The organism is Myxococcus sp. CA005 (genome assembly GCF_006518205.1).
Taxonomy (GTDB): domain Bacteria; phylum Myxococcota; class Myxococcia; order Myxococcales; family Myxococcaceae; genus Myxococcus; species Myxococcus xanthus.
In genome coordinates this window covers 15,445-34,662 of sequence record NZ_SRLV01000095.1, presented here as the reverse complement: position 1 = coordinate 34,662, position 19,218 = coordinate 15,445, and the positions used below count along the sequence as shown (strand labels likewise).

The following is a 19,218-nucleotide window of genomic DNA, read 5'->3' as shown; positions in this document are numbered from 1 at the left end:
CCCCGCGCTGCCGTGCCGGCTCCCGCCGCCGCGCAGCCTCGTCCCTCTGTTCAGGAGAGCACCACCTTGCCCCAACCCCCCCCACGCTCACCGGTACCGCCGGCAGTCCGGACGCCTTCGAGCACTTCTTCGTCCGCGACCGTCGTCTCCCGGGGCCCCGCGCCTGGCTACCAGCAGCGTGGTGGGCCCGGTGGTGGTCGCCCCGGTGGTCCGGGTGGCCCGGGTGGTCGTCCCGGTGGTCCGGGCGGCCCGGGTGGTCGTCCCGGTGGTCCGGGCGGCCCGGGTGGTCGTCCCGGTGGTCCGGGCGGCCCGGGTGGTCGTCCCGGCGGTCCGGGTGGACGTCCGTCCTACCAGGGACCGGGCTCGTATCAGGGCGCCGGCCGTCCTGGTCAGGGACCGGTGCGTCCGACCTCGGCGCCCGGCACGGGGGTGCAGGCCTCGGCCTCGGCCTCTCCGATTCCGCAGGGCCCCACCATCATGGTCGGCGGCGTGCCGCACGCCCAGGTATCGCCCACGGGCACGGCCCGTCCCACGGCGACCCAGGCCGTCGTCATCTCGCGCCCGCTCATCCAGGTGCGCCGCGTGACGCCCACGGCCGGTCAGGCCAAGCAGTACCCCATGGCGCCGGGCCGCACGGGCATCCCCGAGCGGCGTGAGTACAAGGTGGTCCCGGACCACCTGGGCCGTGGCCGCGAACTGGTGGACGTCTCCAAGAACAAGGAGCGTGGCCAGCGCAAGCGCACCAGCGGTGATACGCAGAGCGTGTCCAAGCAGGAACTGACGGACATGGTCTGGGGCCGCGTCACCATCCCCATCCGTGGCAAGAAGCGCAAGCCCACGAAGAAGGGCGCCAAGACGCAGATCACCCAGATGGCCGAGGAGAAGAAGGTCATCAAGCTGCAGGAGGGCATCTCCGTGTCCGACCTGGGCCAGCGCATGGGTGTGCGCAGCGCCGAGCTCATCAAGAAGCTGATGGGCCTGGGGAAGATGGCCACCGCGAACCAGTTGGTGGACGCGGACACGGCGGAGATGATCGCCGGCGACTACGGCTGGAAGATCGACCGCGTGGGCTTCGAGGTGGAGGACTACCTGCCCGAGGTGGAGACCCGTCCCGAGGACGAGCGTCCCCGTCCGCCGGTCGTCGCCATCATGGGCCACGTCGACCACGGCAAGACGAGCCTCCTGGACGCCATCCGGAAGGCCAGCGTCGCGCAGGGCGAGGCGGGTGGCATCACCCAGCACATCGGCGCGTACAGCATCACCACCGCGCGCGGTGACGTGACGTTCCTCGACACGCCGGGCCACGAGGCCTTCACGTCCATGCGCGCCCGTGGCGCCGACGTGACGGACATCGTGGTGCTGGTGGTGGCCTCGGACGACGGCGTGATGCCCCAGACGGTGGAGGCCATCAAGCACGCGAAGGCGGCGGAGGTGCCCATCGTCGTCGCCATCAACAAGATGGACCTGCCGACCGCGAACCTGGACCGCGTGAAGAAGGACCTGGCCACCCACGAACTCGTGCCGGAAGAGTGGGGCGGGGACACCATCATGGTGCCCGTCTCCGCGAAGACGAAGGAGAACCTGGAACTCCTGCTGGAGAACCTGGCCCTCCAGGCCGAGGTGCTCGAGCTGGCCTCCAACCCGCTCCGTCCGTCGGTGGGCGCCATCATCGAGGCCAAGCTGGACCGCGGCCGTGGCCCCGTCGCCACGGTGCTGGTGCAGGAAGGCACGCTGAAGCTGGGTGACGCCGTCGTCACCGGCTCGCACTACGGCCGCGTCCGCGCGATGACGAACAGCCGCGGCGAGCAGGTGAAGGAAGTGAAGCCGGGCTACTGCGCCGAGGTCGTCGGCCTGTCCGGCGTGCCGGGCGCGGGTGACGCCATCAACGTGGTGGCGGACGAGAAGGCGGCCAAGCAGATCGCCGAGCACCGCAACATGAAGGAGCGGCAGACCGAGCTGTCGAAGGTCAGCCGCGAGTCCCTGGAGCAGCTGTTCGCCAAGACGAAGGCGGGCGGTGGTCCCAAGGAGCTGCGCGTCGTCATCAAGGCGGACGTGCAGGGCTCGGCCGAGGCCGTCAAGCAGGCCGTCCAGAAGCTCTCCACCCACAAGGTCAAGGTGGAGGTGGTCCACTCCGGTGTGGGCGCCATCACCGAGGGCGACGTGATGCGGGCGGCGGCCTCCAAGGGCGTCGTGCTGGGCTTCAACGTCAACCCGGAGTCCGGGGCGGAGGCCGCGGCCAAGGCCCAGGAAGTGGTGCTCAAGAGCTACTCCATCATCTACGAGCTCATCGACGGGGTTCGTACGGAGATGGAGGGCCTGCTGGAGCCCATCCGCACCGAGCGCAAGCTGGGTCGCGCGGAGGTGCGCAACACCTTCAACGTGCCGCGTCTGGGCACCATCGCCGGTGCGGCGGTGCTGGATGGCGTCATGAAGCGCGGCGCCATCGTCCGCCTCATGCGCGAGAACAAGCAGCTGTTCTCCGGGAAGATGGCGTCGCTGCGGCGCTTCAAGGACGACGTCAAGGAAGTCGCGCAGGGCTTCGAGTGCGGTATCGGCATCGAGAGCTTCAACGACCTCAAGCCCGGTGACATCATCGAGGCGTACGAGATCGTAGAGACTCGGCAGAGCCTCACCTAGTTGCAGGAGAGCCCCGGCGCCTCCCTGAAACCCTGGGAAGACCCCATCTTCCCAGGGTGCTGATGCCCGGGTTGCCACCGCCTTCGGGCGTGGCCACCCGTGGCAAGGGGGACATTCATGTTCGTAGGTGTCGCACGCCTCACCCTGCAGATTCCGGACAGTGGTTCGCTGAAGTCCAAGCGGCAGGTGCTCCGCCGGGTGACGGACCGGCTCAAGGCCCGCTTCAACGTGGCGGTGGCCGAGGTCGAGGACCAGGATCTCTGGCAGAAGGCGTCACTGGCGCTCGCGGTGGTGGGCAACGAGCGGCGCCACGTGGACGAGCAGCTGGAGAAAATCATCCACTCCGTCGAGGAGATGTATGTCGCCCCGCTGTTGTCGCGGGAGACGGAAATCCTCGGCTTCGGGGACCAGCTCTTCGCGAGCGGCCAGGCGGCCTCGCGAGGTTCCTTCTCGGCGCAGGCCGTGGATGAGGACGTGGAGGAGTTGGACCTTTCCCCAGAGCAGGCGGCGGCGCATTCGGAGGCCGCCATTGCCCGCTTCCTGCGCGGCGAGCGCGGCTCGCTCGCGGAGGCGGAGGGGTTGGGAGAGTGGGAAAGCCGCCATGAAGGCGGCATGGATGGCGGCACGAGCCGCCCGTCTCCGTCGAGCGGTGGACGGATGACGTTCGACGAGGCACGGGCTCGGGCCCGTTCCCTGCGCAACCCGCGAGACTGGGAGAAGAAATGACGACGCATTCCCGACCGGAGCGCGTGGGGCAGGAAATCCAGGCGGCCATCGGTGACTTGCTCACCCGGGGCATGCTGAGGGATCCGCGCATCGGCTACATCACGATTACAGGCGTGAAGGTCTCCCCGGACCTTCGCGTGGCCCGTGTCTTCTATTCGATGATGGGCAACGAGCAGGAGCGGGCGGACACGCAGAAGGGCCTGGAAGCCGCCAAGGGCTTCGTGCGCCGCGAGGTGACGTCCGCCGTCAACCTGCGCGTGTCGCCGGAAATCTTCTTCTCCTTCGACGAATCGGTGGGCGAAGGTGACAAGATTGACCGGCTGCTGCGCGAAGTCCGCAACAAGGAAGGCTGGTAGGTCCAGCTCCGGGCCTCCACGATTGGCGTGCCATGGACGGCGTCCTCGTCATTGACAAGCCCACCGGTCCCACGTCGTTCGACGTGGTCCGCCAGGTGCGTTCGCTGCTTCGCCTGAAGAAGGTGGGCCACACGGGGACGCTGGACCCGCTGGCCACTGGAGTGCTGCCGCTCTGCCTGGGGGAAGCCACCAAGGTCGCGGGCTTCATCACCGAGGGCGACAAGGCCTACGACGCCACGGTGCGTCTGGGCTCGGAGACGGACACCCTGGACGCGGAAGGGCAGGTGACGGCGCAGGCGCCCGTGCCCGCCCTGACGCCCGCGCTGATTGAATCCGCGTTGGCGCGCTTCCGGGGCACTTTCGACCAGGTCCCACCCATGTATTCGGCCGTCAAGGTGGGCGGGAAGCGGCTCTACGAACTGGCTCGTGCGGGCGAGGAAGTGGAGCGCGCCGCCCGTCAGGTGACGGTGTACGAGTTGGTGCTGCGGGACTTCTCCGCCGAGCGCCTGCAGCTGTCGGTGCGCTGCTCCAAGGGCTTCTTCGTGCGCACCCTGGCCCAGGAGGTGGGCCGGGCGCTGGGTTGTGGTGCCCACCTGGAGGCACTGCGGCGCACCGCCAGTGGCCCCTTCACCCTGGCGCAGGCGCTGCCGCTGGCGGACGTGCCGGAGCTGCTGAAGGAGGGCGCGCTGGCCAGCCGGCTGATGACCATGTCGCATGCGCTGGTGGAACTGCCGGAGGTCCGGGTGGGCGCCGCCGATGCCAAGCGCGTCTCCCACGGTGTCCCGGTGGAGGTCCCCGCCGGGAAGGTGGGACGGGTGCGCGTCATGGGCCCGGACGACGCGCTGCTGGCGGTGGCCGAAGTGGCCGGTGGCCGCCTGCGCTATTTGCGCGTCCTGGTGTAACGCCGGGATTTTTCGCGGGGTTGTGGCTGTACGTCTTCTCGTGGTCCCGGACTTTCCGGGGCTGGCGGGCAGGCGTCGAAGGTTGACCCCACGGGGGGTGAAGCTTATAAGCCCCCCGCTCGTCAGAAGGATGTACCCGGTCTGTACCCCTCCGCGGACCGTGGTGACGCGAGCAGCAACCTCCACCGGAGCGGGCAAGGAAGAGTCTCATGTCGCTGCACCAGGAGCGTAAGTCGGAGCTGGTGTCGAAGTTCCGGACCCACGAGTCGGACACGGGTTCCCCCGAGGTCCAGGTGGCGCTGCTGTCCGAGCGCATCACCATGCTCACCGAGCACTTCAAGACGCACAAGAAGGACCACCACTCCCGCCGCGGTCTGCTGAAGCTGGTCGGTCAGCGCCGCCGCCTGCTGGACTACCTGAAGTCCAAGGACGTCGCGCGGTACAAGAAGCTCATCGACGGCCTCGGCATCCGCAAGTAGGCAGTTGAGCAGGACCCGGGGCGCTGGCGGAAACCAGCGCCCCGCGCGTTTAGGACATAGGCCGTAATGCAGTGACGTGAAGCAGTCGAAGCGCGGTGGGTGGAGGCGGGCAAGGGAGTGGTGGCTGCGGAGGTTTTGGTTTCCGTTCGGATGGGCTGACCGCGGTCGGCCCCTGCGACCAGGGATCAAAAGTTCCGAGACATCCCTCCGGCGCTCCGCAAGCGCCCTCCGCAGTACATGCTGGCGGTTGCCTCAACTGGCGCCTGTTCCAGGCCCTGGTGACCGCTCAAACACCCCGAGGGCCCTCCCGGGGTGCCGGGTCCATTTCTCGGACCGGGTGCGCGCGGTGGGGTCTTCGCCCTGAAGGATCCAGAGGCACGGACATGTTGAAGAAGAGCGTCAAGATTGGCGAGAGCGAGCTGAGCATCGAAGTGGGCCGTCTGGCGAAGCAGGCCGACGGTTCCGTGGTGGTCCGCTATGGCGACACCATGCTGCTGGTGACGGCGGTGAGCGCCCGGGAGAAGAAGGACATCGACTTCCTTCCCCTGACGGTGGAGTACCAGGAGAAGCTGTATTCGGCCGGCCGCATCCCCGGCAGCTACTTCAAGCGCGAGGGCCGTCTCACGGAGAAGGAGACGCTGGCCAGCCGCCTGGTCGACCGCTCCTGCCGCCCGCTGTTCCCGGAAGGCTACGCGTACGAGACGCAGATCATCGCCAGCGTCATCTCCTCCGACCCGGAGAACGAGGGTGACATCCACGGCATCACCGGCGCCTCCGCGGCGCTGTGGGTGTCGGACATCCCGTTTGACGGCCCCATTGCCGGCATCCGCGTGGGCCGCGTCGGCGGTCAGCTGGTGGCCAACCCCACCGCGAAGCAGCGCGAGCAGAGCGACCTGGACCTGGTCATGGCGGTGAGCCGTAAGGCCATCGTCATGGTGGAAGGTGGCGCGGAGGAGGTCTCCGAGGCCGACATGGTCGCGGCGCTCGACTTCGGCTTCACGACGGCGCAGCCCGCGCTGGACCTGCAGGACGAGCTGCGGCGCGAGCTGAACAAGCAGGTTCGCTCCTTCGAGAAGCCCGCCGCCGTGGACGAGGGCCTGCGCGCCAAGGTGCGTGAGCTGGCCATGGACGGCATCAAGGCGGGCTACGGCATCAAGGAGAAGGGCGCGCGTTACGAGGCGCTCGGCAAGACGAAGAAGGAGGCGCTCGCCAAGCTCAAGGAGCAGCTGGGCGACGGCTACACCCCCCTGGTGGAGAAGCACGCCAAGGCGGTGGTGGAGGACCTGAAGTACGAGCACATGCGCGAGATGACGGTCAACGGTGGCCGCATCGGCGACCGTGGCCACGACGTGGTCCGTTCGATTACGTGCGAGGTGGGCGTGCTCCCGCGCACCCACGGCAGCGCCGTCTTCACGCGCGGCGAGACGCAGGCGCTCGTGGTCACCACGCTGGGTACCAGCGATGACGAGCAGCGCCTGGAGATGCTGGGCGGCATGGCCTTCAAGCGCTTCATGCTGCACTACAACTTCCCGCCGTTCAGCGTGAACGAGACGAAGCCGCTGCGTGGCCCGGGCCGCCGTGAAGTCGGCCACGGGGCGCTGGCGGAGCGCGCGCTGCGCAACATGGTGCCGAAGAGCGAGTCCTTCCCGTACACGGTGCGCTTGGTGTCGGACATCCTGGAGTCCAACGGCTCCTCGTCCATGGCCTCCGTCTGCGGCGGCACGCTGGCGCTGATGGACGCGGGTGTTCCGCTCAAGGCCCCTGTGGCGGGTATCGCCATGGGTCTGGTGAAGGAGGGCGACAAGATTGCCATCCTCTCCGACATCCTCGGTGACGAGGACCACCTGGGCGACATGGACTTCAAGGTGTGCGGCACCTCGAAGGGCATCACGTCCATCCAGATGGACATCAAGATCACCGGCCTCACGACGGAAATCATGAGCCGCGCGCTGGAGCAGGCGCGTCAGGGCCGCCTCCACATCCTGGGTGAGATGCTCAAGACGCTGGCCGAGTCCCGCAAGGAGATCAGCCAGTACGCGCCGCGCATCACCACCATCCAGATTCGTCCCGAGTTCATCAAGAACGTCATCGGGCCGGGCGGCAAGGTCATCAAGGACATCATCGCCCGCACGGGTGCCGCGATTAACATCGAGGACTCGGGCCGCGTGGACATCGCCAGCGCGAACGGCGAGGCCGTGAAGGCCGCCATCGCGATGATTCAGGCGCTGACCCGCGAGGCGGAGATCGGGAAGATCTACACGGGTACGGTGCGCAAGATCGCCGAGTTCGGCGCCTTCGTGGAGCTGTTCCCGGGCACCGACGGCCTCATCCACATCTCCGAGCTGTCCGACAAGCGCGTCAAGAGCGTCTCCGACGTGCTGAACGAGGGCGACGAGGTGTTGGTGAAGGTCGTCAGCATCGACAAGACGGGCAAGATTCGCCTGTCGCGCAAGGAGGCCATGGCGGAGCGCGCCGCGCAGCAGGGCGCCGCCGCCGGTGAGGCCGCCGCGCAGCCGGCGCCCGCGCCCACGCAGCCTGACGCCAAGGCCTGATTCGCGCCCGAAAGCCCGGGCTCCTTCCTTGAGAGCCCGGCGCTCATGACGCCCCCTTCCGCCACCGCGCGGGAGGGGGTGTTTTCGTTTCGGGCCGGGGTGGCTTAGACACTTCTGGGCGGGCCGTGCGTTGAGGTGCGAGCCCCATCCGCACGGAGGCTGTTTGCCACCTCGACCACCGCCTGCGTCGTCGTCCACGCCCTTCCTGGCGGACGTCTCCCGTTTCCTGGGGGCCTTCCGCTGGGCGTTCATGCCGCTGGGACTGGTCGCGCTGGTGGCGGTGGGGGTGCACTCGGCGGCGGACACGTTGGATGAACGGTTGCTGGCGCTGGTGGACCGGGTGGACGCGGGCTTCGACGCGCTCGTGGGCCGCTATTCGCTGACGGCGCCCCTGGTGGAGTGGGTGTCGCTGGAGCAGCGCACCCGGATTGCGCGCTTCCTCGCGCTCGCGTGGGAGCTGGCCGCGGACGTGGTGTTGGCGCTGCCCGCGCTGGGCTACCGGGAGTCCGCCGCACCGGTTCCCGCGGAGGCATGGCGCGTGGTGCTGGAGCCCCAGAAAGCCGCGCGTCCGACGTGGCATCAGCTGTGGTCGCGGTGCCTGCGCAAGCCCACGCCCATGCGGTGGCTGCGGCCTCTGGCGACGGCGGCCGTGGTGCTGGCGGGCGCGTGCGCGGTGGCCAGGCTCATCCAGGGCTCGGTGTACCTCTCCTGGCGTGAGCTCTTCGGGGATGGTGCCGCGGACGTGGCGGCGCGGGCACTGGCCGTGGCCTCGCTGGTGGGCGTCCTGGTTTCGCTCGGGTGGCGCGCGGTGCTGCGCAACCTGCAACACGCGGACGCGGTGTGTGAGGAAGCCGGGGGCAGAGCGGCCTTGCGGCGCGGACTGCTGGGCTGCGCGGTCGTGGTGCCGCTGGCCGTGGCGGCGGTGGTGGATGCGACGCCCGTGCTGTCCTTCTTCCGGTAGGTGGCCATGTTCCCGCGCCAGGCGAAAGGACTGCTGGACTTCTGCATGGCGACGCTGTGCTTGTGGGCGGCGTACCACCACACGCCGGCGGGCGCGCTGGTGCGCAAGGCCACGGCATGGGCCACGGGGACGCGCAGCAGCGCGCGGCCCTTGCTCGCGTACTACGACGGCGTCAGTGGCACCTCGCTGTCACCGCCATTGATGGCTCCCGACGTTCCTCTGTCCCGGGCCCTCACGGACGCGGAGGCCCTGGCCTGGGGAACCCACCTGGCGCTCAAGGGTGCCCAGGTGCGAGCCCGCCAGCCCGCGCTGGAGCTGGCCGCGGAGCTGGGCGTCCCCGCCGCGTCGCTGTTGGATCCGCAGACGGGCCCGGCGGCCGCGCGCAGCCTGCACACCGCGCTGTCCAAGGACTTTCCAGGGGAGGAGGCCCGGCTCACGGCGCTCTTCGCGGGCCGCGTCCCCGCGCGCTACGCGCTGGAGCGGGTGGAGGCGGAGGGTGGGGCGCCCACGCTGGAGCGCCTGTCGGGTCAGCTCCCGCCGGGCTTCGAGGACGCGTCCGTGGGCGCCGCGCAGGCCCTGGCGCTGGCCACCGCCTTCGGGCTCGCGTGGCCCGTTCATGAGAGCGCGCGTGTAACGAGTCCCTTCGGCGATCGCTTCCACCCGGTGCTGGGGCGCCGGAAGATGCACACCGGTGTGGACCTGGGCGTGCCGGTGGGGACGCCCGTGGTGGCGGTGGCGGATGGCGTCGTCCGGCGTGCCAGCGAGGACGCCGTGAATGGCCGCGTGCTCGTGGTGGACCACGGGCGGGGCGTCACGACGGCGTACTGTCACAACTCGGAGCTGCTGGTGAAGGTGGGACAGCGCGTGCGCCGGGGAGAACGGGTGGCGCATTCGGGCAACACGGGACGCTCCACCGGTCCCCACCTGCACTACCAGTTGGAGCTGGCGGCGCGGCCCATGGACCCGCTGAAGTTCCGCACCGCCTTGCGGCCCGTGGCGAAGGACCCTGCGCCCTGAGGGGCCGACGCGCGAGGTTGTCACGCGGCCGTGGCACGAAGCGGGGGAAGCTGTGTTAGTCCCAGCGCATGTCTTCCCCCCTCACGGTGAAGGTGCGCCGCGTGCGCACCCATGCGGAGCCTCTGCCACTTCCCCGCTACGAAACGGCACAGGCCGCGGGCCTGGACCTGCGCGCGGACATCGACGGGGAACGGGTGCTGGGGCCCCTGGACCGGCTGGCGGTGCCCACCGGGCTCGCGCTCGCGCTACCCGCTGGGTACGAAGGGCAGGTGCGCCCGCGCTCGGGCCTGGCGCTCCGGCATGGCGTCACGCTCCTCAACTCGCCGGGGACGGTGGACGCGGACTACCGGGGGGAGGTGCAGGTCATCCTCATCAACCTCTCCCATGAGCCCTTCACCCTGCGCCGGGGCGACCGCGTGGCCCAACTGGTGGTGGCCGCCGTGCCGCCGGTCTCCCTCCTGGAGGTGGAGTTTCTGGAGGAAACCTCCCGGGGTGGAAATGGCTTCGGGTCCACGGGGCGCTAGTTGCTGACTTCCTCGCTCGGCGTTCCTTGATGACAGGGGAGCGTGCAGAATAAGAGGCTGGGCCTTCCCCCGAGGTGGCCCCCCGACTGCCTCCTGGAGTACGCCAGCTTTGCTCTGCTACCGCTGCGGCAGCCTCGTTCCTGCCTCCCAAGACACCTGCCCCACCTGCGGGCTGAAGCACGATGCCTCGGCGCGTCCTCCCGCCGGGGCTGCTCGCCGGCGCGGCGCGGACGGCGCACCCTACAAGCCAGGGGACGTCGTCGCCGGCCGCTACGCCATCCAGGAAGTGGTGGGCTCCGGGCCCATGGGCTTCGTCTTCCGAGCCCAGGACGAGGAGATTGACGTCGAAGTGGCGCTCAAGGCGGTGCACCCGCGCCTGGTGCAGCAGCCCGAGGAACGCATGCAGTTCGCGCTGTCCATGCGCGTGGCCAAGAAGCTCAATCATCCGAACCTCCTGCGCGTGTACGAGGAGGGCGTGGATGGGGACAGGCCCTTCATCACCATGCAGCTGCTGGAGGGCATGACGCTGCGCCGGATGATGGAGCAGCGCACCGCGCGGGGGCAGCTCTTCTCGCTGAAGGAAGTGGAGCCGCTGCTGGCGCAGATGGCGGCGGCCCTGGACGCGGCGCACCGCTTCGGACCGCACTCCGACGTCAAGCCGGAGAACGTCATCGTCCTGCCGGACCTGCTCAAGGTGACGGACTACGGCCTGGGCCTGGCCGTGCCGCACCTGCCCTTCGTGCAGGCGCAGAAGGGGCAGCGCGCGGACGTCTACATCGCGCCGGAGTACGTGGGCGGGGGCGAGCTGGACACGCGCATGGACGTGTACTCGCTCGCGGCCATCGTGGGGGAGATGCTCACCGGGCTCGTGCCCGAGGACGGCGTCATCCCCGGTCTGACGATGCACCACCCGGACCTGCCGACCTCCATCGAGGCACTGTACCGGCGCGCGCTCAACTTCAACCCGCTGGCCCGTCCGAAGACGGCGGGTGAGTTCCTCACCGAGTTCTCCAACATCCTGGCGCGCACGCCGGCCGCGGTGGTGTCGCGCGCGCGGAGCCTCCCGGCGCCTCCGGGCTCGTCGGCCGCGAACACCGCGAGGCAGGCGGCGAGGCCTCCGCCCCCGGTGCCCACGGGCATGCTCCCGGCCGTGCAGGAGGAGGACCTGCCTCCACCGCCCGGTGTCGCCGCGCCCAAGCCGCCCGCACCCATTCCGGACCTGCCGCCGCCGGTGGATGCCACGCAGCCGCTGGACGCGGCGTCGCTGGCCGCCATCATGGGACGGGGCAAGCCCGCGGCCTCGCCCGCGCCGCAGCACCTGACGGAGCAGGCGCTGCCCTTCATCGCACCACCTGTCGTCGCCGCGAAGGCGGCACCCTCGGCGCAGGGCAGTGCTTCGCGGCCTGCGTCATCTCCCCCCGTGCCCTCGCGCGCCGCGCCAGCGCGGAAGGATTCCGAGGACGCCAGTGAGCGTGGCGCCCCGTCCGAGGCCGCGCTGAGCCGCTCCACCGCGCCCACGCAGGTGGATGCCCCCGCGGTGACGGATGGCCGCTCCACTGCTGCGATGACCCTGGACGAAGCGCCAGCGGTGCCCGCGGGGCGCCCCGCCGCGCCCACGCTGGATGCCGCGCCCGCGGTGGGCCGTTCCCGGTCGCGTGCTCGCGACGGCGCGCAGGACGAGGCGTCGTCTCGTTCGCGAGAAGGCGGCGCCGAGGACACCGGCAGCCGAGCTCGCGGCCGTGCCTCCGAGGACTCAGGTGTTCGCACCCGCCGCCGGGGTTCGGAGGTGGCAGAGTCGGGCGCTCGTTCCGGCGCGAAGCGGAGCGAACCGTCGGAAGGGTCCAGTTCTCGCGCCGCGCCTCGCGGAGCGGTGCTCACCAAGTCCGCCACGCGCGCGGCGAAGCCCCAGCGTTCCATGTGGAGGTTGGTGTTGCTCGTCCTCGGCTGCCTGGCGTTGGGCGCGGGCGGGGGCTTCCTGGCCATCAAGGCGCTGCAGAAGTCCAGAGGGCAGGGGACGGCGCCTGTTGCCGGACCCGGTGGCGCGGCAGCGCTGGCGGCGCCCGTGGGCGGCTGTCCTGCGGGCATGCGACTGGTGAGTGGCGGAGCCTTCAAGATGGGCCGGAGCGACGATGACGCACTGGCCAGCCCGGACGAGCGCTCCGTCGCGAGCATCCAGGTGTCTTCGTTCTGCGTGGATGAGTACGAATTCCCCAACCGGGCTGGCGCGATGCCGAAGGTGGCCGTGGCCTGGGAAGAGGCGCGGGGAATGTGCGAGCGCGAGGGCAAGCGGCTCTGCACGGAAGAGGAATGGGAGAAGGCATGCAAGGGCCCCGGCAACTCGCGGTTCCCCTTCGGCGAGGAGCAGGCCGTGGGCGCGTGCAACACCGCGGCGAGCCCGGGTGGACTGGCGGCCTCCGGGCGCTTCGAGCGCTGCAAGTCGGGCTACGCGGTGATGGACCTGGCGGGCAACGCGGCGGAGTGGACGGCCACCCGCGTCGGCGCCCAAGCATACGCGCTGAAGGGCGGCGCCTTCGACCAGCCGGACCCGGCGTCACGTTGCTCGGCGCGGAGCAACGGCGTGCCCACCGTGCGCTCGAACGCGGTGGGCTTCCGCTGCTGCGCGAGCGTGCGGCAATGAAGGGCTGCGTCGCCGCGCTCCTCGTCGCGCTGCTGCCGGCGGCGGTCGTGGCGCAGCAGCCCGCCCGTCCCCGCGTGGTGGCGGTGAAGTCCGCCCACTTGGCGCCGTATGCCTCCGTCATCGCCGGCTTCGCGGCGGAGGCCCGGGCCGAGGTGCAGGAGGTCATGCTGGACGAAAGCGCGGGCGCGGCCGCGCGGCTCTTCAAGAAGCTGGCGGCCCAGAAGCCCGCGCTGGTGCTGGCCCTGGGGCCCCTGGCCGCCAACGCCGCACGGCGCTCGCTGGGCGAGGACGTGCCCGTCCTCTTCGCCATGGTGCCCTACTACGAGAAGTACGGCCTGGATGGCGCCAACGTCACCGGTATCTCCCTCACCAGCGACATGGGGCCAGAGCTGGAGGCGCTGAAGGCCGTGTCGCCGAAGGTGAAGCGCGTAGGCATCCTGCATGACCCGCGGTTCTCCTCGGGGACGGTGACGCAGGCCCGCGCGGCGGCGGCCTCGAGGGGCATGTCCATCCTCCCGCTGGAATTGGAGGCGGGGGGCCGGGCGGAGAAGGCGTTGGACGGCGCGGTGGGCAAGGTGGACGCGCTGCTGATGGTGGCGGACAAGACAGTGGGCAACGCGGCGGTCGTCCAGGCGCTCATCGCCTTCGCGGCGGCGCACCGGGTGCCGTTGGCCGCTCTAACGCCCAGCCAGGTGAAGGAAGGGGCCACGTTGGCGCTCTCGCCCAGTCCCACGGCCATCGGCCAGCAGGCCGGGCGGCTGGCCAACCGCATCATCCACGAGAAGGTGAATCCAGGAGCGCTGGCGGTGGTTCAGCCTGAGGGGTTGGACTTGTCTCTCAATCTCACCGCCGCCAGGAAGTTGGGTCCGTCCTCCGACGCCGTGCTGGAACTCCTCCGGCTCGCGGCGCGGCGGGACTTTGCCGTGAAGGTCTACGAGTGATTCCGCGATACAGCCGTCAGGAGATGTCCTCCCTCTGGTCCGACGAGGCCCGTTACAGCCGTTGGCGCGACGTGGAACTCGCCGCCCTGGAGGGCATGGTGGAGGCCGGGCTGGCGCCCCGCGAGGCGCTGCAGGACTGCCTGGCTCGCGCCGGAGACTTCACGCCCGGGGACGCGGCGAAAATCGAGGAGATTGAGCGCACCACCAAGCACGACGTCATCGCTTTCCTCACCTTCATGGAAGAGCGGGTGGGGCCCAGCGCGCGCTGGCTGCACCTGGGCATGACGTCGTCGGACGTACTGGACACGTCGCTGGCGCTCACGCTGCGTGACGCGCTGGACCTCATCCTGAAGGATGTGGACCGTGTCATGGCCGCGGTGGAGAAGCGCGCCTTCGAGCACAAGCACACGCTGCAGATGGGCCGCAGCCACGGCATCCACGCGGAGCCCATCACCTTCGGCCACAAGCTGGCCATCTGGTACGACGAGCTGCGCCGTGCCCGGACGCGCCTGGAGCACGCGCGGGACGTCATCGCCGTGGGGAAGATTTCCGGCGCGGTGGGCACCTTCGCGCACCTGCCGCCCGCGGTGGAGGAGCACGTCTGCCGCAAGCTGGGCCTCAAGCCCGCGCCGGCCTCCAGCCAGGTGGTGCAGCGAGACAGGCACGCGGAGTTCTTCACCGCGCTGGCGCTGCTGGGCTCGAGCATCGAGAAGTTCGCCGTGGAGATTCGCCACCTCCAGCGTACCGAGGTGCGTGAGGCGGAGGAGCCCTTCACCGCGGGACAGAAGGGCTCCAGCGCCATGCCGCACAAGCGCAACCCGATTCTGTCGGAGAACCTCACCGGCCTGGCGCGCCTGCTGCGCGGCTACGCGGTGAGCGCCATGGAGGACGTGGCGCTGTGGCATGAGCGGGACATCTCCCACTCCTCGGTGGAGCGTGTCATCGGCCCGGACGCCACCATCCTCGCGGACTTCATGCTCATCCGCTTCGCGCGGCTGATGGAGGACCTGCGCGTCTACCCGGAGCAGATGAAGAAGAACCTGGACCTGCTGGGCGGCGTGGTGAACTCGCAGCGCCTCCTGTTGGAACTGGCGCGCAAGGGCATGGACCGGCAGGCCGCGTACGTCATCGTCCAGCGCAACGCGATGAAGCTGTACGAGGAAGGACTCGACTTCCGGCAGGCCCTGCTCGCGGACGAGGACCTGCGGAAGATGATGACGCCCGAGGAGATTTCCGACTGCTTCTCCTCGGGCTACCACACGCGCCACATGGACGACGTCTTCCAGCGCGTGTTCGGCCGGAGCGCGTAGGCACCCTGTGCCGATGATGGAGGAGGGCTACTTCAGGTAGCCCTTCTCACGCAGGTTGCGCTCGATGCGGGTCTTCACGTCGCCCGGCTCCAGCGTCAGCGTGGTGCCGGTGATGTGCTCGTAGGCCGCCACGTACTTCGCGGCCAGGTCCACGCGCACGTCGTCAGGGATGGGCGGCGGCGTGCCCTGGCCAGAGAAGTTCCGCTCGCGGATGAGCCACTGGCGGATGTTCTCCTTGTCCAGCATGCGCTGGTCCTCGCCCTTCGCGAAGCGCGCCTCGTACTCGTCGGCCATCCAGTAGCGGCTGGAGTCCGGGGTGTGCATCTCGTCGATGACGTAGAGCGTGTCGCCCACCTTGCCGAACTCGTACTTGGTATCCACGAGGATGAGGCCGCGTGAGCGCGCCCACTTCTGGCCCTCCGCGAAGAGGCCCAGCGCGGCCTCGGAGATGCGCGCCCAGTCACCAGGCGTGGCCAGGCCCCGCGCCAGAAGCTCCTTCTCCGAGATGGGCTCGTCGTGCAGGCCGTACTCCGCCTTGGTGGACGGGGTGATGAGGGGGGCGGGGAAGGCCTCGTCCTTGCGCAGGCCGTCCGGGAAGGGCAGTCCGTAGGCGGTGTGCGTGCCCTTCTGGTAGTCGCGCCACAGGCTGCCGGTGAGGTAGCCGCGCACCACTACTTCCACGGCGAAGGGCTGACAGGCACGCGCCACGGTGACGTTGGCGTCGGGCACGTCCAGCACGTGATTGGGGACGATGTGCTTCGTGCGCTCGAACCAGAATGCGGACAGCCGGTTGAGCACCTCGCCCTTGAAGGGGATGGTGGTGAGGATGTGGTCGAACGCGGACAGCCGGTCCGTCGTCACCAGGATGAGCTGGTCATCCTGTCGGTACGTCTCGCGAACCTTGCCGCGGTAGTGCTGGCCGAGCGCGGGCAGGTCCGTCTGCTGGAGGGTGAGGGGAAGCTGCGCGTGAAGTGCGGAGGTATTCACTGTCGCCTCGCGGCCCCTCTCTCTCGCGGGAAGGGCGAGAGGAAACGGGGCCTGACTTGAGGCGCGCGACTCTACTGGAGCGAAGCGGGCAGGGAAGAAGGACCGTACGCTGCTGCCAGGTAGAGGAAAGCTGGGTTGATGCGCAGGATTCCGTCCACGTAAGCGACCGCGTAAGGCGCGCCCGACGCCCGGTCCACCTGGACCGCGCTGTTCGGCGCGATGCCCCAGTGGGCGAGCAGCGTGCGGGCCACCAGCTCGGCGGCTTCGCGCTCGGAGAGGCCCTGGAGGCCCTCGCGGCGGTCATCCGGCCAACGCTCTCCGCCGGACTCGAACACCAGCTCCAGGGGCGCACCCGCGTCGGGCGCCTGGAACAGGTCCATCTTCGGATCGAAGCCCGGCGCGGCGAGCAGCTCGCCCTGATGGCTGACCGGGAAGAGGACCAGGGCCTGGGCTGCCTGCCCGGCCTCAATGACGGACTGCCGGGCCACCTCGCGGAAGAGCTCCAGTCGCGTCGAGGGAGCTTCGAACTCGAGGAACTCCGGCGGGTTGGTGAGGGCCTGCCGCGCGCTCATCGTGGCACGGACAGGTGCACCCGCCTCACCACACGCGGTGAGGACCGTCACGAGAGAGAGGAGCAACCCAGGGAGCCAGCGACGCATCAACCGGGAATATACCGATCTGCTTCGGGATCAACCAGCTAAACTCAGCGCATGCGGCCAGGGGAGCAGCTTACCGTTGTCCTTCATCAGACGCGTTCAACCGACAACCTCGGAGCCGTGGCCAGAATCATGGCCAACTTCGGGTACTCACGGCTGATTTTGTCCGAACCGGTGCTGAAGTCGATCGAGGGCGCGGAGCGTCTCGCGGTCAAGAGTGACTTCGTCCTACGAGGCATGGAGGTGACGTCCGACCTGGGCGAAGCGCTGAAGGACTGCGTGTACGCGGTGGGCACGACTTCTCGTACCCAGCTCAAGGGACGCACCGTGCTGACGCCGGAGGAGGCCATGCAGCGGCTGGCGGAGGAGAGCGTGCGCGGACGCGTGGCGCTCGTCTTCGGTGGCGAGCAGCGCGGCATGTCCGACGAGGACCTGGCGCGGTGCACGGACGTGCTCGCGATTCCCACGTCGGCGGTGCAGCCGTCCATGAACCTGGCGCAGTCGTCAGCGGTGCTGCTGTACCTCTGTCACCGTCAGGGGCTGACGCCCACGGCCGCGGTGGAGGAGGCGCCAGGCGCGAAGCTGGGCACGCTGGGGGCGCTGGCGAAGCGAATGAGGGACGTCATGCTGCGCGCGGAGTTCCTCAACCCGCAGGCGCCGCAGCATGTGCTGAACGAGCTGGAGCAGACGTTGATGCGTGCGCGGCTGACCCAGCGCGAGGCGGAGCTGTGGCTCACGGCCTTCAAGCACCTGGAGCGCGCGGTGACGCGGGGCGCCTCTACCTGAGGAAGAGGCCGCCCCGGCGCCGACGGCGAGTCGCGGTCTACGCCGCGTCCTTCTTGAAGGCCTCGCCGTGGTGCTTCTCGCACAGGCCGCCCTTGAACGTCTTCACGCGGCAATCCGGCTTGGAGCAGGTGCGGTAACGGCTGTGCGGCAGGTCGCCCTGGCGCCACTGCTTGTAGTGGAAGTAGCAGTAGTTCTTGGCGCGGTACGGGCGCTTGCAGCCCTCCACGGTGCACGCCTTCTTGCCATTGCTCTTGGCGAAACGCGGCCAACTGGTGCGCTTCTGGGTCGTCTGGGTCTCGGCCATTGCGAAGCTCTCCTGCGAAACGGTGCGAAGTCGCGGCGCCACACCGAGGTGGACCCGCCGCAAGGGTACGGAAAAAGGCGCACTGTCTAGCGCCCATGACACTCGAACGCAAGGAGCCCGGGAAACCAGGGTTCAGCGCGGACCCGTCCGGACTTCAGGGCGCGGGGGCGTCTTGTCCAGAACCCCCCGTCCCGGGGGCTGCTTCCCCGGAGGGCGGAGTCGCCCGGCGGCCCTTCGAGCGGGGCACCGGCGACAGCAGGTCGTCCAACACCGGCTGAGGGGCCCCCGCGTGCCGCCCAGGCGCGGTGCTCGCCACGGTGGGCAGGGGCGTCTCCTCGGAGGGCATCTCGTCCAGCTTCAGGGTCAGCTTCATCGGGCGCCCCAACCGGTGGACCTGGAACTTCACGTCGCGGCCCACGCCCCGGGCGGCCACCTGCCAGCGCAGCGCATGCGCCCGGCGCACGCTCCGCTGGTCCACCCTGACGATGACGTCGCCCACCTGCAGGCCCGCGCGCTCGGCCGGGCCGCCTTCGACGATGTCCGTCACCACCACCCCGCGGCCGCGCCGCAGGTTGAAGGCCTCGGCCACCTCCGGAGAGAAGTCCTGCACGCTCATGCCCAGCCATCCGCGGCGCACGCGGCCGTGGGACTTGAGGTGCGGAATCACCGTCTTCGCGATGTCGATGGGGATGGCGAAGCCGATGCCCTGGCCCGCAACGTTGACCGCGTTGGCCACCGCCACCACGTCACCGTGCAGGTCCAACACCGGCCCACCGGAGTTGCCCGGGTTGATGGAGGCGTCCATCTGCATGTAGTCGAAGTCGCCGTCGCGCCCGTTGGGCGTCACGTCCGTGCGGCCCATGTAGCTGACCACGCCCACCGTCACCGAGTGGGTCAGCCCGAACGGGTTGCCGATGACGACAATCCAATCCGCCGAGCGCACGTGCGACGCGGAGGCCAGTTTCAGCACGGGCAGCTTGCGGGGCGCGGCGATTTTCAGCAGCGCGCAGTCGGTGCGGGCGTCCTCGCCCACCACGATGGCCTCGAACTCCTCCACGTAGCCGCGCGGGTGCAGGACGGAGACGATGACCTCCGCCGCGCCCTCCACCACGTGCGCGCTGGTGAGGATGTAGCCGTCCGGATGGATGATGAAGCCGGAGCCGATGCCCTTCTGCGCTTCTTCTCCAGCGGCGACGGCCTGCACGTCGGCAGCCTGCTGTGTGGTGATGGACACCACGGCGGGCATGGCGCGCCGGGCGACGTCGCTCAGCGTGGAGCGTTGCTTCTGGAGGGCGCGGTTCTGTGACTCCACCCACAACCGATTTCGCTCGCGGCCGGTGGCTTGCGCTGGCAGCACCAGCGCGCACACCAGCGCGGCGAACAGGATGACACTCTTGCCTCGCGCCCTGCCCATGGCCCCGCCTCCACCCCGACCAGCCGCC

Annotated in this window: 17 protein-coding genes; 13 read left to right on the top strand and 4 right to left on the bottom strand. The window is 69.6% G+C overall.

Annotated elements, in window-relative coordinates; translation table 11 throughout:
- The 12 genes from infB to purB form a co-directional block, all read left to right on the top strand.
- Nucleotides 1–2,637 (top strand): translation initiation factor IF-2 (gene infB, locus FMQ63_RS30855; RefSeq protein ID WP_228556528.1); only part of this gene is annotated, 2,637 nt, incomplete at its 5' end.
- Nucleotides 2,638–2,754: 117 nt separating this feature from the next.
- Complete coding sequence (locus tag FMQ63_RS30850; protein ID WP_011552153.1) at nucleotides 2,755–3,363, top strand: DUF503 domain-containing protein; 609 nt, start codon at nucleotides 2,755–2,757, stop codon at nucleotides 3,361–3,363.
- Nucleotides 3,360–3,719, top strand: a complete 360-nt coding sequence (gene rbfA, locus FMQ63_RS30845) for a 30S ribosome-binding factor RbfA (protein WP_011552154.1) — start codon at nucleotides 3,360–3,362, stop codon at nucleotides 3,717–3,719. The genes FMQ63_RS30850 and rbfA overlap by 4 nt, the downstream gene beginning before the upstream one ends.
- A 32-nt stretch (nucleotides 3,720–3,751) precedes the next feature.
- Nucleotides 3,752–4,621 (top strand): tRNA pseudouridine(55) synthase TruB, encoded by an 870-nt coding sequence (gene truB / locus FMQ63_RS30840; protein ID WP_011552155.1) that lies wholly within the window; start codon nucleotides 3,752–3,754, stop codon nucleotides 4,619–4,621.
- Nucleotides 4,622–4,830: 209 nt separating this feature from the next.
- A complete protein-coding gene (gene rpsO, locus FMQ63_RS30835) occupies nucleotides 4,831–5,100 on the top strand; it encodes a 30S ribosomal protein S15 (RefSeq protein ID WP_011552156.1) in 270 nt (89 codons plus the stop codon).
- Between the two features lie 383 nt (nucleotides 5,101–5,483).
- Nucleotides 5,484–7,652, top strand: coding sequence for a polyribonucleotide nucleotidyltransferase (pnp, locus tag FMQ63_RS30830; RefSeq protein ID WP_011552157.1), 2,169 nt, complete (start codon nucleotides 5,484–5,486; stop codon nucleotides 7,650–7,652).
- A 163-nt stretch (nucleotides 7,653–7,815) separates the two neighbouring features.
- The gene (locus tag FMQ63_RS30825) at nucleotides 7,816–8,613 is read left to right on the top strand and encodes a hypothetical protein (RefSeq protein WP_011552158.1); all 798 of its coding nucleotides are present in this window, start codon (nucleotides 7,816–7,818) and stop codon (nucleotides 8,611–8,613) included.
- Between the two features lie 6 nt (nucleotides 8,614–8,619).
- On the top strand, nucleotides 8,620–9,630 hold the full coding sequence (locus tag FMQ63_RS30820) for a M23 family metallopeptidase (protein WP_171452353.1): 1,011 nt from the start codon (nucleotides 8,620–8,622) through the stop codon (nucleotides 9,628–9,630).
- A 68-nt stretch (nucleotides 9,631–9,698) separates the two neighbouring features.
- Entirely contained in the window at nucleotides 9,699–10,154 is a 456-nt protein-coding gene (gene dut, locus FMQ63_RS30815; RefSeq protein ID WP_011552160.1) for a dUTP diphosphatase, read from the top strand.
- 109 nt (nucleotides 10,155–10,263) lie between these two features.
- Nucleotides 10,264–12,792, top strand: a complete 2,529-nt coding sequence (locus FMQ63_RS30810) for a bifunctional serine/threonine-protein kinase/formylglycine-generating enzyme family protein (RefSeq protein WP_011552161.1) — start codon at nucleotides 10,264–10,266, stop codon at nucleotides 12,790–12,792.
- A complete protein-coding gene (locus FMQ63_RS30805) occupies nucleotides 12,789–13,733 on the top strand; it encodes an ABC transporter substrate-binding protein (protein WP_026114298.1) in 945 nt (314 codons plus the stop codon). Before FMQ63_RS30810 ends, FMQ63_RS30805 begins: the two co-directional genes overlap by 4 nt.
- Nucleotides 13,730–15,043 (top strand): adenylosuccinate lyase, encoded by a 1,314-nt coding sequence (gene purB / locus FMQ63_RS30800; protein ID WP_011552163.1) that lies wholly within the window; start codon nucleotides 13,730–13,732, stop codon nucleotides 15,041–15,043. The genes FMQ63_RS30805 and purB overlap by 4 nt, the downstream gene beginning before the upstream one ends.
- A gap of 27 nt (nucleotides 15,044–15,070) precedes the next feature.
- On the opposite strand, the gene FMQ63_RS30795 is transcribed toward purB, so the two are convergent.
- Nucleotides 15,071–16,030, bottom strand: a complete 960-nt coding sequence (locus tag FMQ63_RS30795) for a phosphoribosylaminoimidazolesuccinocarboxamide synthase (protein ID WP_011552164.1) — start codon at nucleotides 16,028–16,030, stop codon at nucleotides 15,071–15,073.
- Nucleotides 16,031–16,101: 71 nt separating this feature from the next.
- Complete coding sequence (locus tag FMQ63_RS30790) at nucleotides 16,102–16,689, bottom strand: hypothetical protein (RefSeq protein ID WP_043613242.1); 588 nt, start codon at nucleotides 16,687–16,689, stop codon at nucleotides 16,102–16,104.
- A gap of 51 nt (nucleotides 16,690–16,740) precedes the next feature.
- On the opposite strand from FMQ63_RS30790, the gene FMQ63_RS30785 reads away from it, so the two are divergent.
- Complete coding sequence (locus FMQ63_RS30785) at nucleotides 16,741–17,472, top strand: RNA methyltransferase (protein WP_011552166.1); 732 nt, start codon at nucleotides 16,741–16,743, stop codon at nucleotides 17,470–17,472.
- Between the two features lie 37 nt (nucleotides 17,473–17,509).
- Here the strand turns inward: FMQ63_RS30785 and FMQ63_RS30780 are convergent, their stop codons facing one another.
- Complete coding sequence (locus tag FMQ63_RS30780; protein WP_026114299.1) at nucleotides 17,510–17,776, bottom strand: hypothetical protein; 267 nt, start codon at nucleotides 17,774–17,776, stop codon at nucleotides 17,510–17,512.
- A 154-nt stretch (nucleotides 17,777–17,930) separates the two neighbouring features.
- The gene (locus FMQ63_RS30775) at nucleotides 17,931–19,190 is read right to left on the bottom strand and encodes a S1C family serine protease (RefSeq protein ID WP_011552168.1); all 1,260 of its coding nucleotides are present in this window, start codon (nucleotides 19,188–19,190) and stop codon (nucleotides 17,931–17,933) included.
- Between the last annotated feature and the right edge of the window lie 28 nt (nucleotides 19,191–19,218).

Coding starts and splice junctions, on each gene's coding strand:
- FMQ63_RS30850 (WP_011552153.1), top strand. CDS start 2,755: ATGTTCGTAGGTGTCGCACGCCTCACCCTGCAGATTCCGGACAGTGGT.
- rbfA (WP_011552154.1), top strand. CDS start 3,360: ATGACGACGCATTCCCGACCGGAGCGCGTGGGGCAGGAAATCCAGGCG.
- truB (WP_011552155.1), top strand. CDS start 3,752: ATGGACGGCGTCCTCGTCATTGACAAGCCCACCGGTCCCACGTCGTTC.
- rpsO (WP_011552156.1), top strand. CDS start 4,831: ATGTCGCTGCACCAGGAGCGTAAGTCGGAGCTGGTGTCGAAGTTCCGG.
- pnp (WP_011552157.1), top strand. CDS start 5,484: ATGTTGAAGAAGAGCGTCAAGATTGGCGAGAGCGAGCTGAGCATCGAA.
- FMQ63_RS30820 (WP_171452353.1), top strand. CDS start 8,620: ATGTTCCCGCGCCAGGCGAAAGGACTGCTGGACTTCTGCATGGCGACG.
- dut (WP_011552160.1), top strand. CDS start 9,699: ATGTCTTCCCCCCTCACGGTGAAGGTGCGCCGCGTGCGCACCCATGCG.
- FMQ63_RS30805 (WP_026114298.1), top strand. CDS start 12,789: ATGAAGGGCTGCGTCGCCGCGCTCCTCGTCGCGCTGCTGCCGGCGGCG.
- FMQ63_RS30790 (WP_043613242.1), bottom strand. CDS start 16,689: ATGCGTCGCTGGCTCCCTGGGTTGCTCCTCTCTCTCGTGACGGTCCTC.
- FMQ63_RS30785 (WP_011552166.1), top strand. CDS start 16,741: ATGCGGCCAGGGGAGCAGCTTACCGTTGTCCTTCATCAGACGCGTTCA.
- FMQ63_RS30780 (WP_026114299.1), bottom strand. CDS start 17,776: ATGGCCGAGACCCAGACGACCCAGAAGCGCACCAGTTGGCCGCGTTTC.
- FMQ63_RS30775 (WP_011552168.1), bottom strand. CDS start 19,190: ATGGGCAGGGCGCGAGGCAAGAGTGTCATCCTGTTCGCCGCGCTGGTG.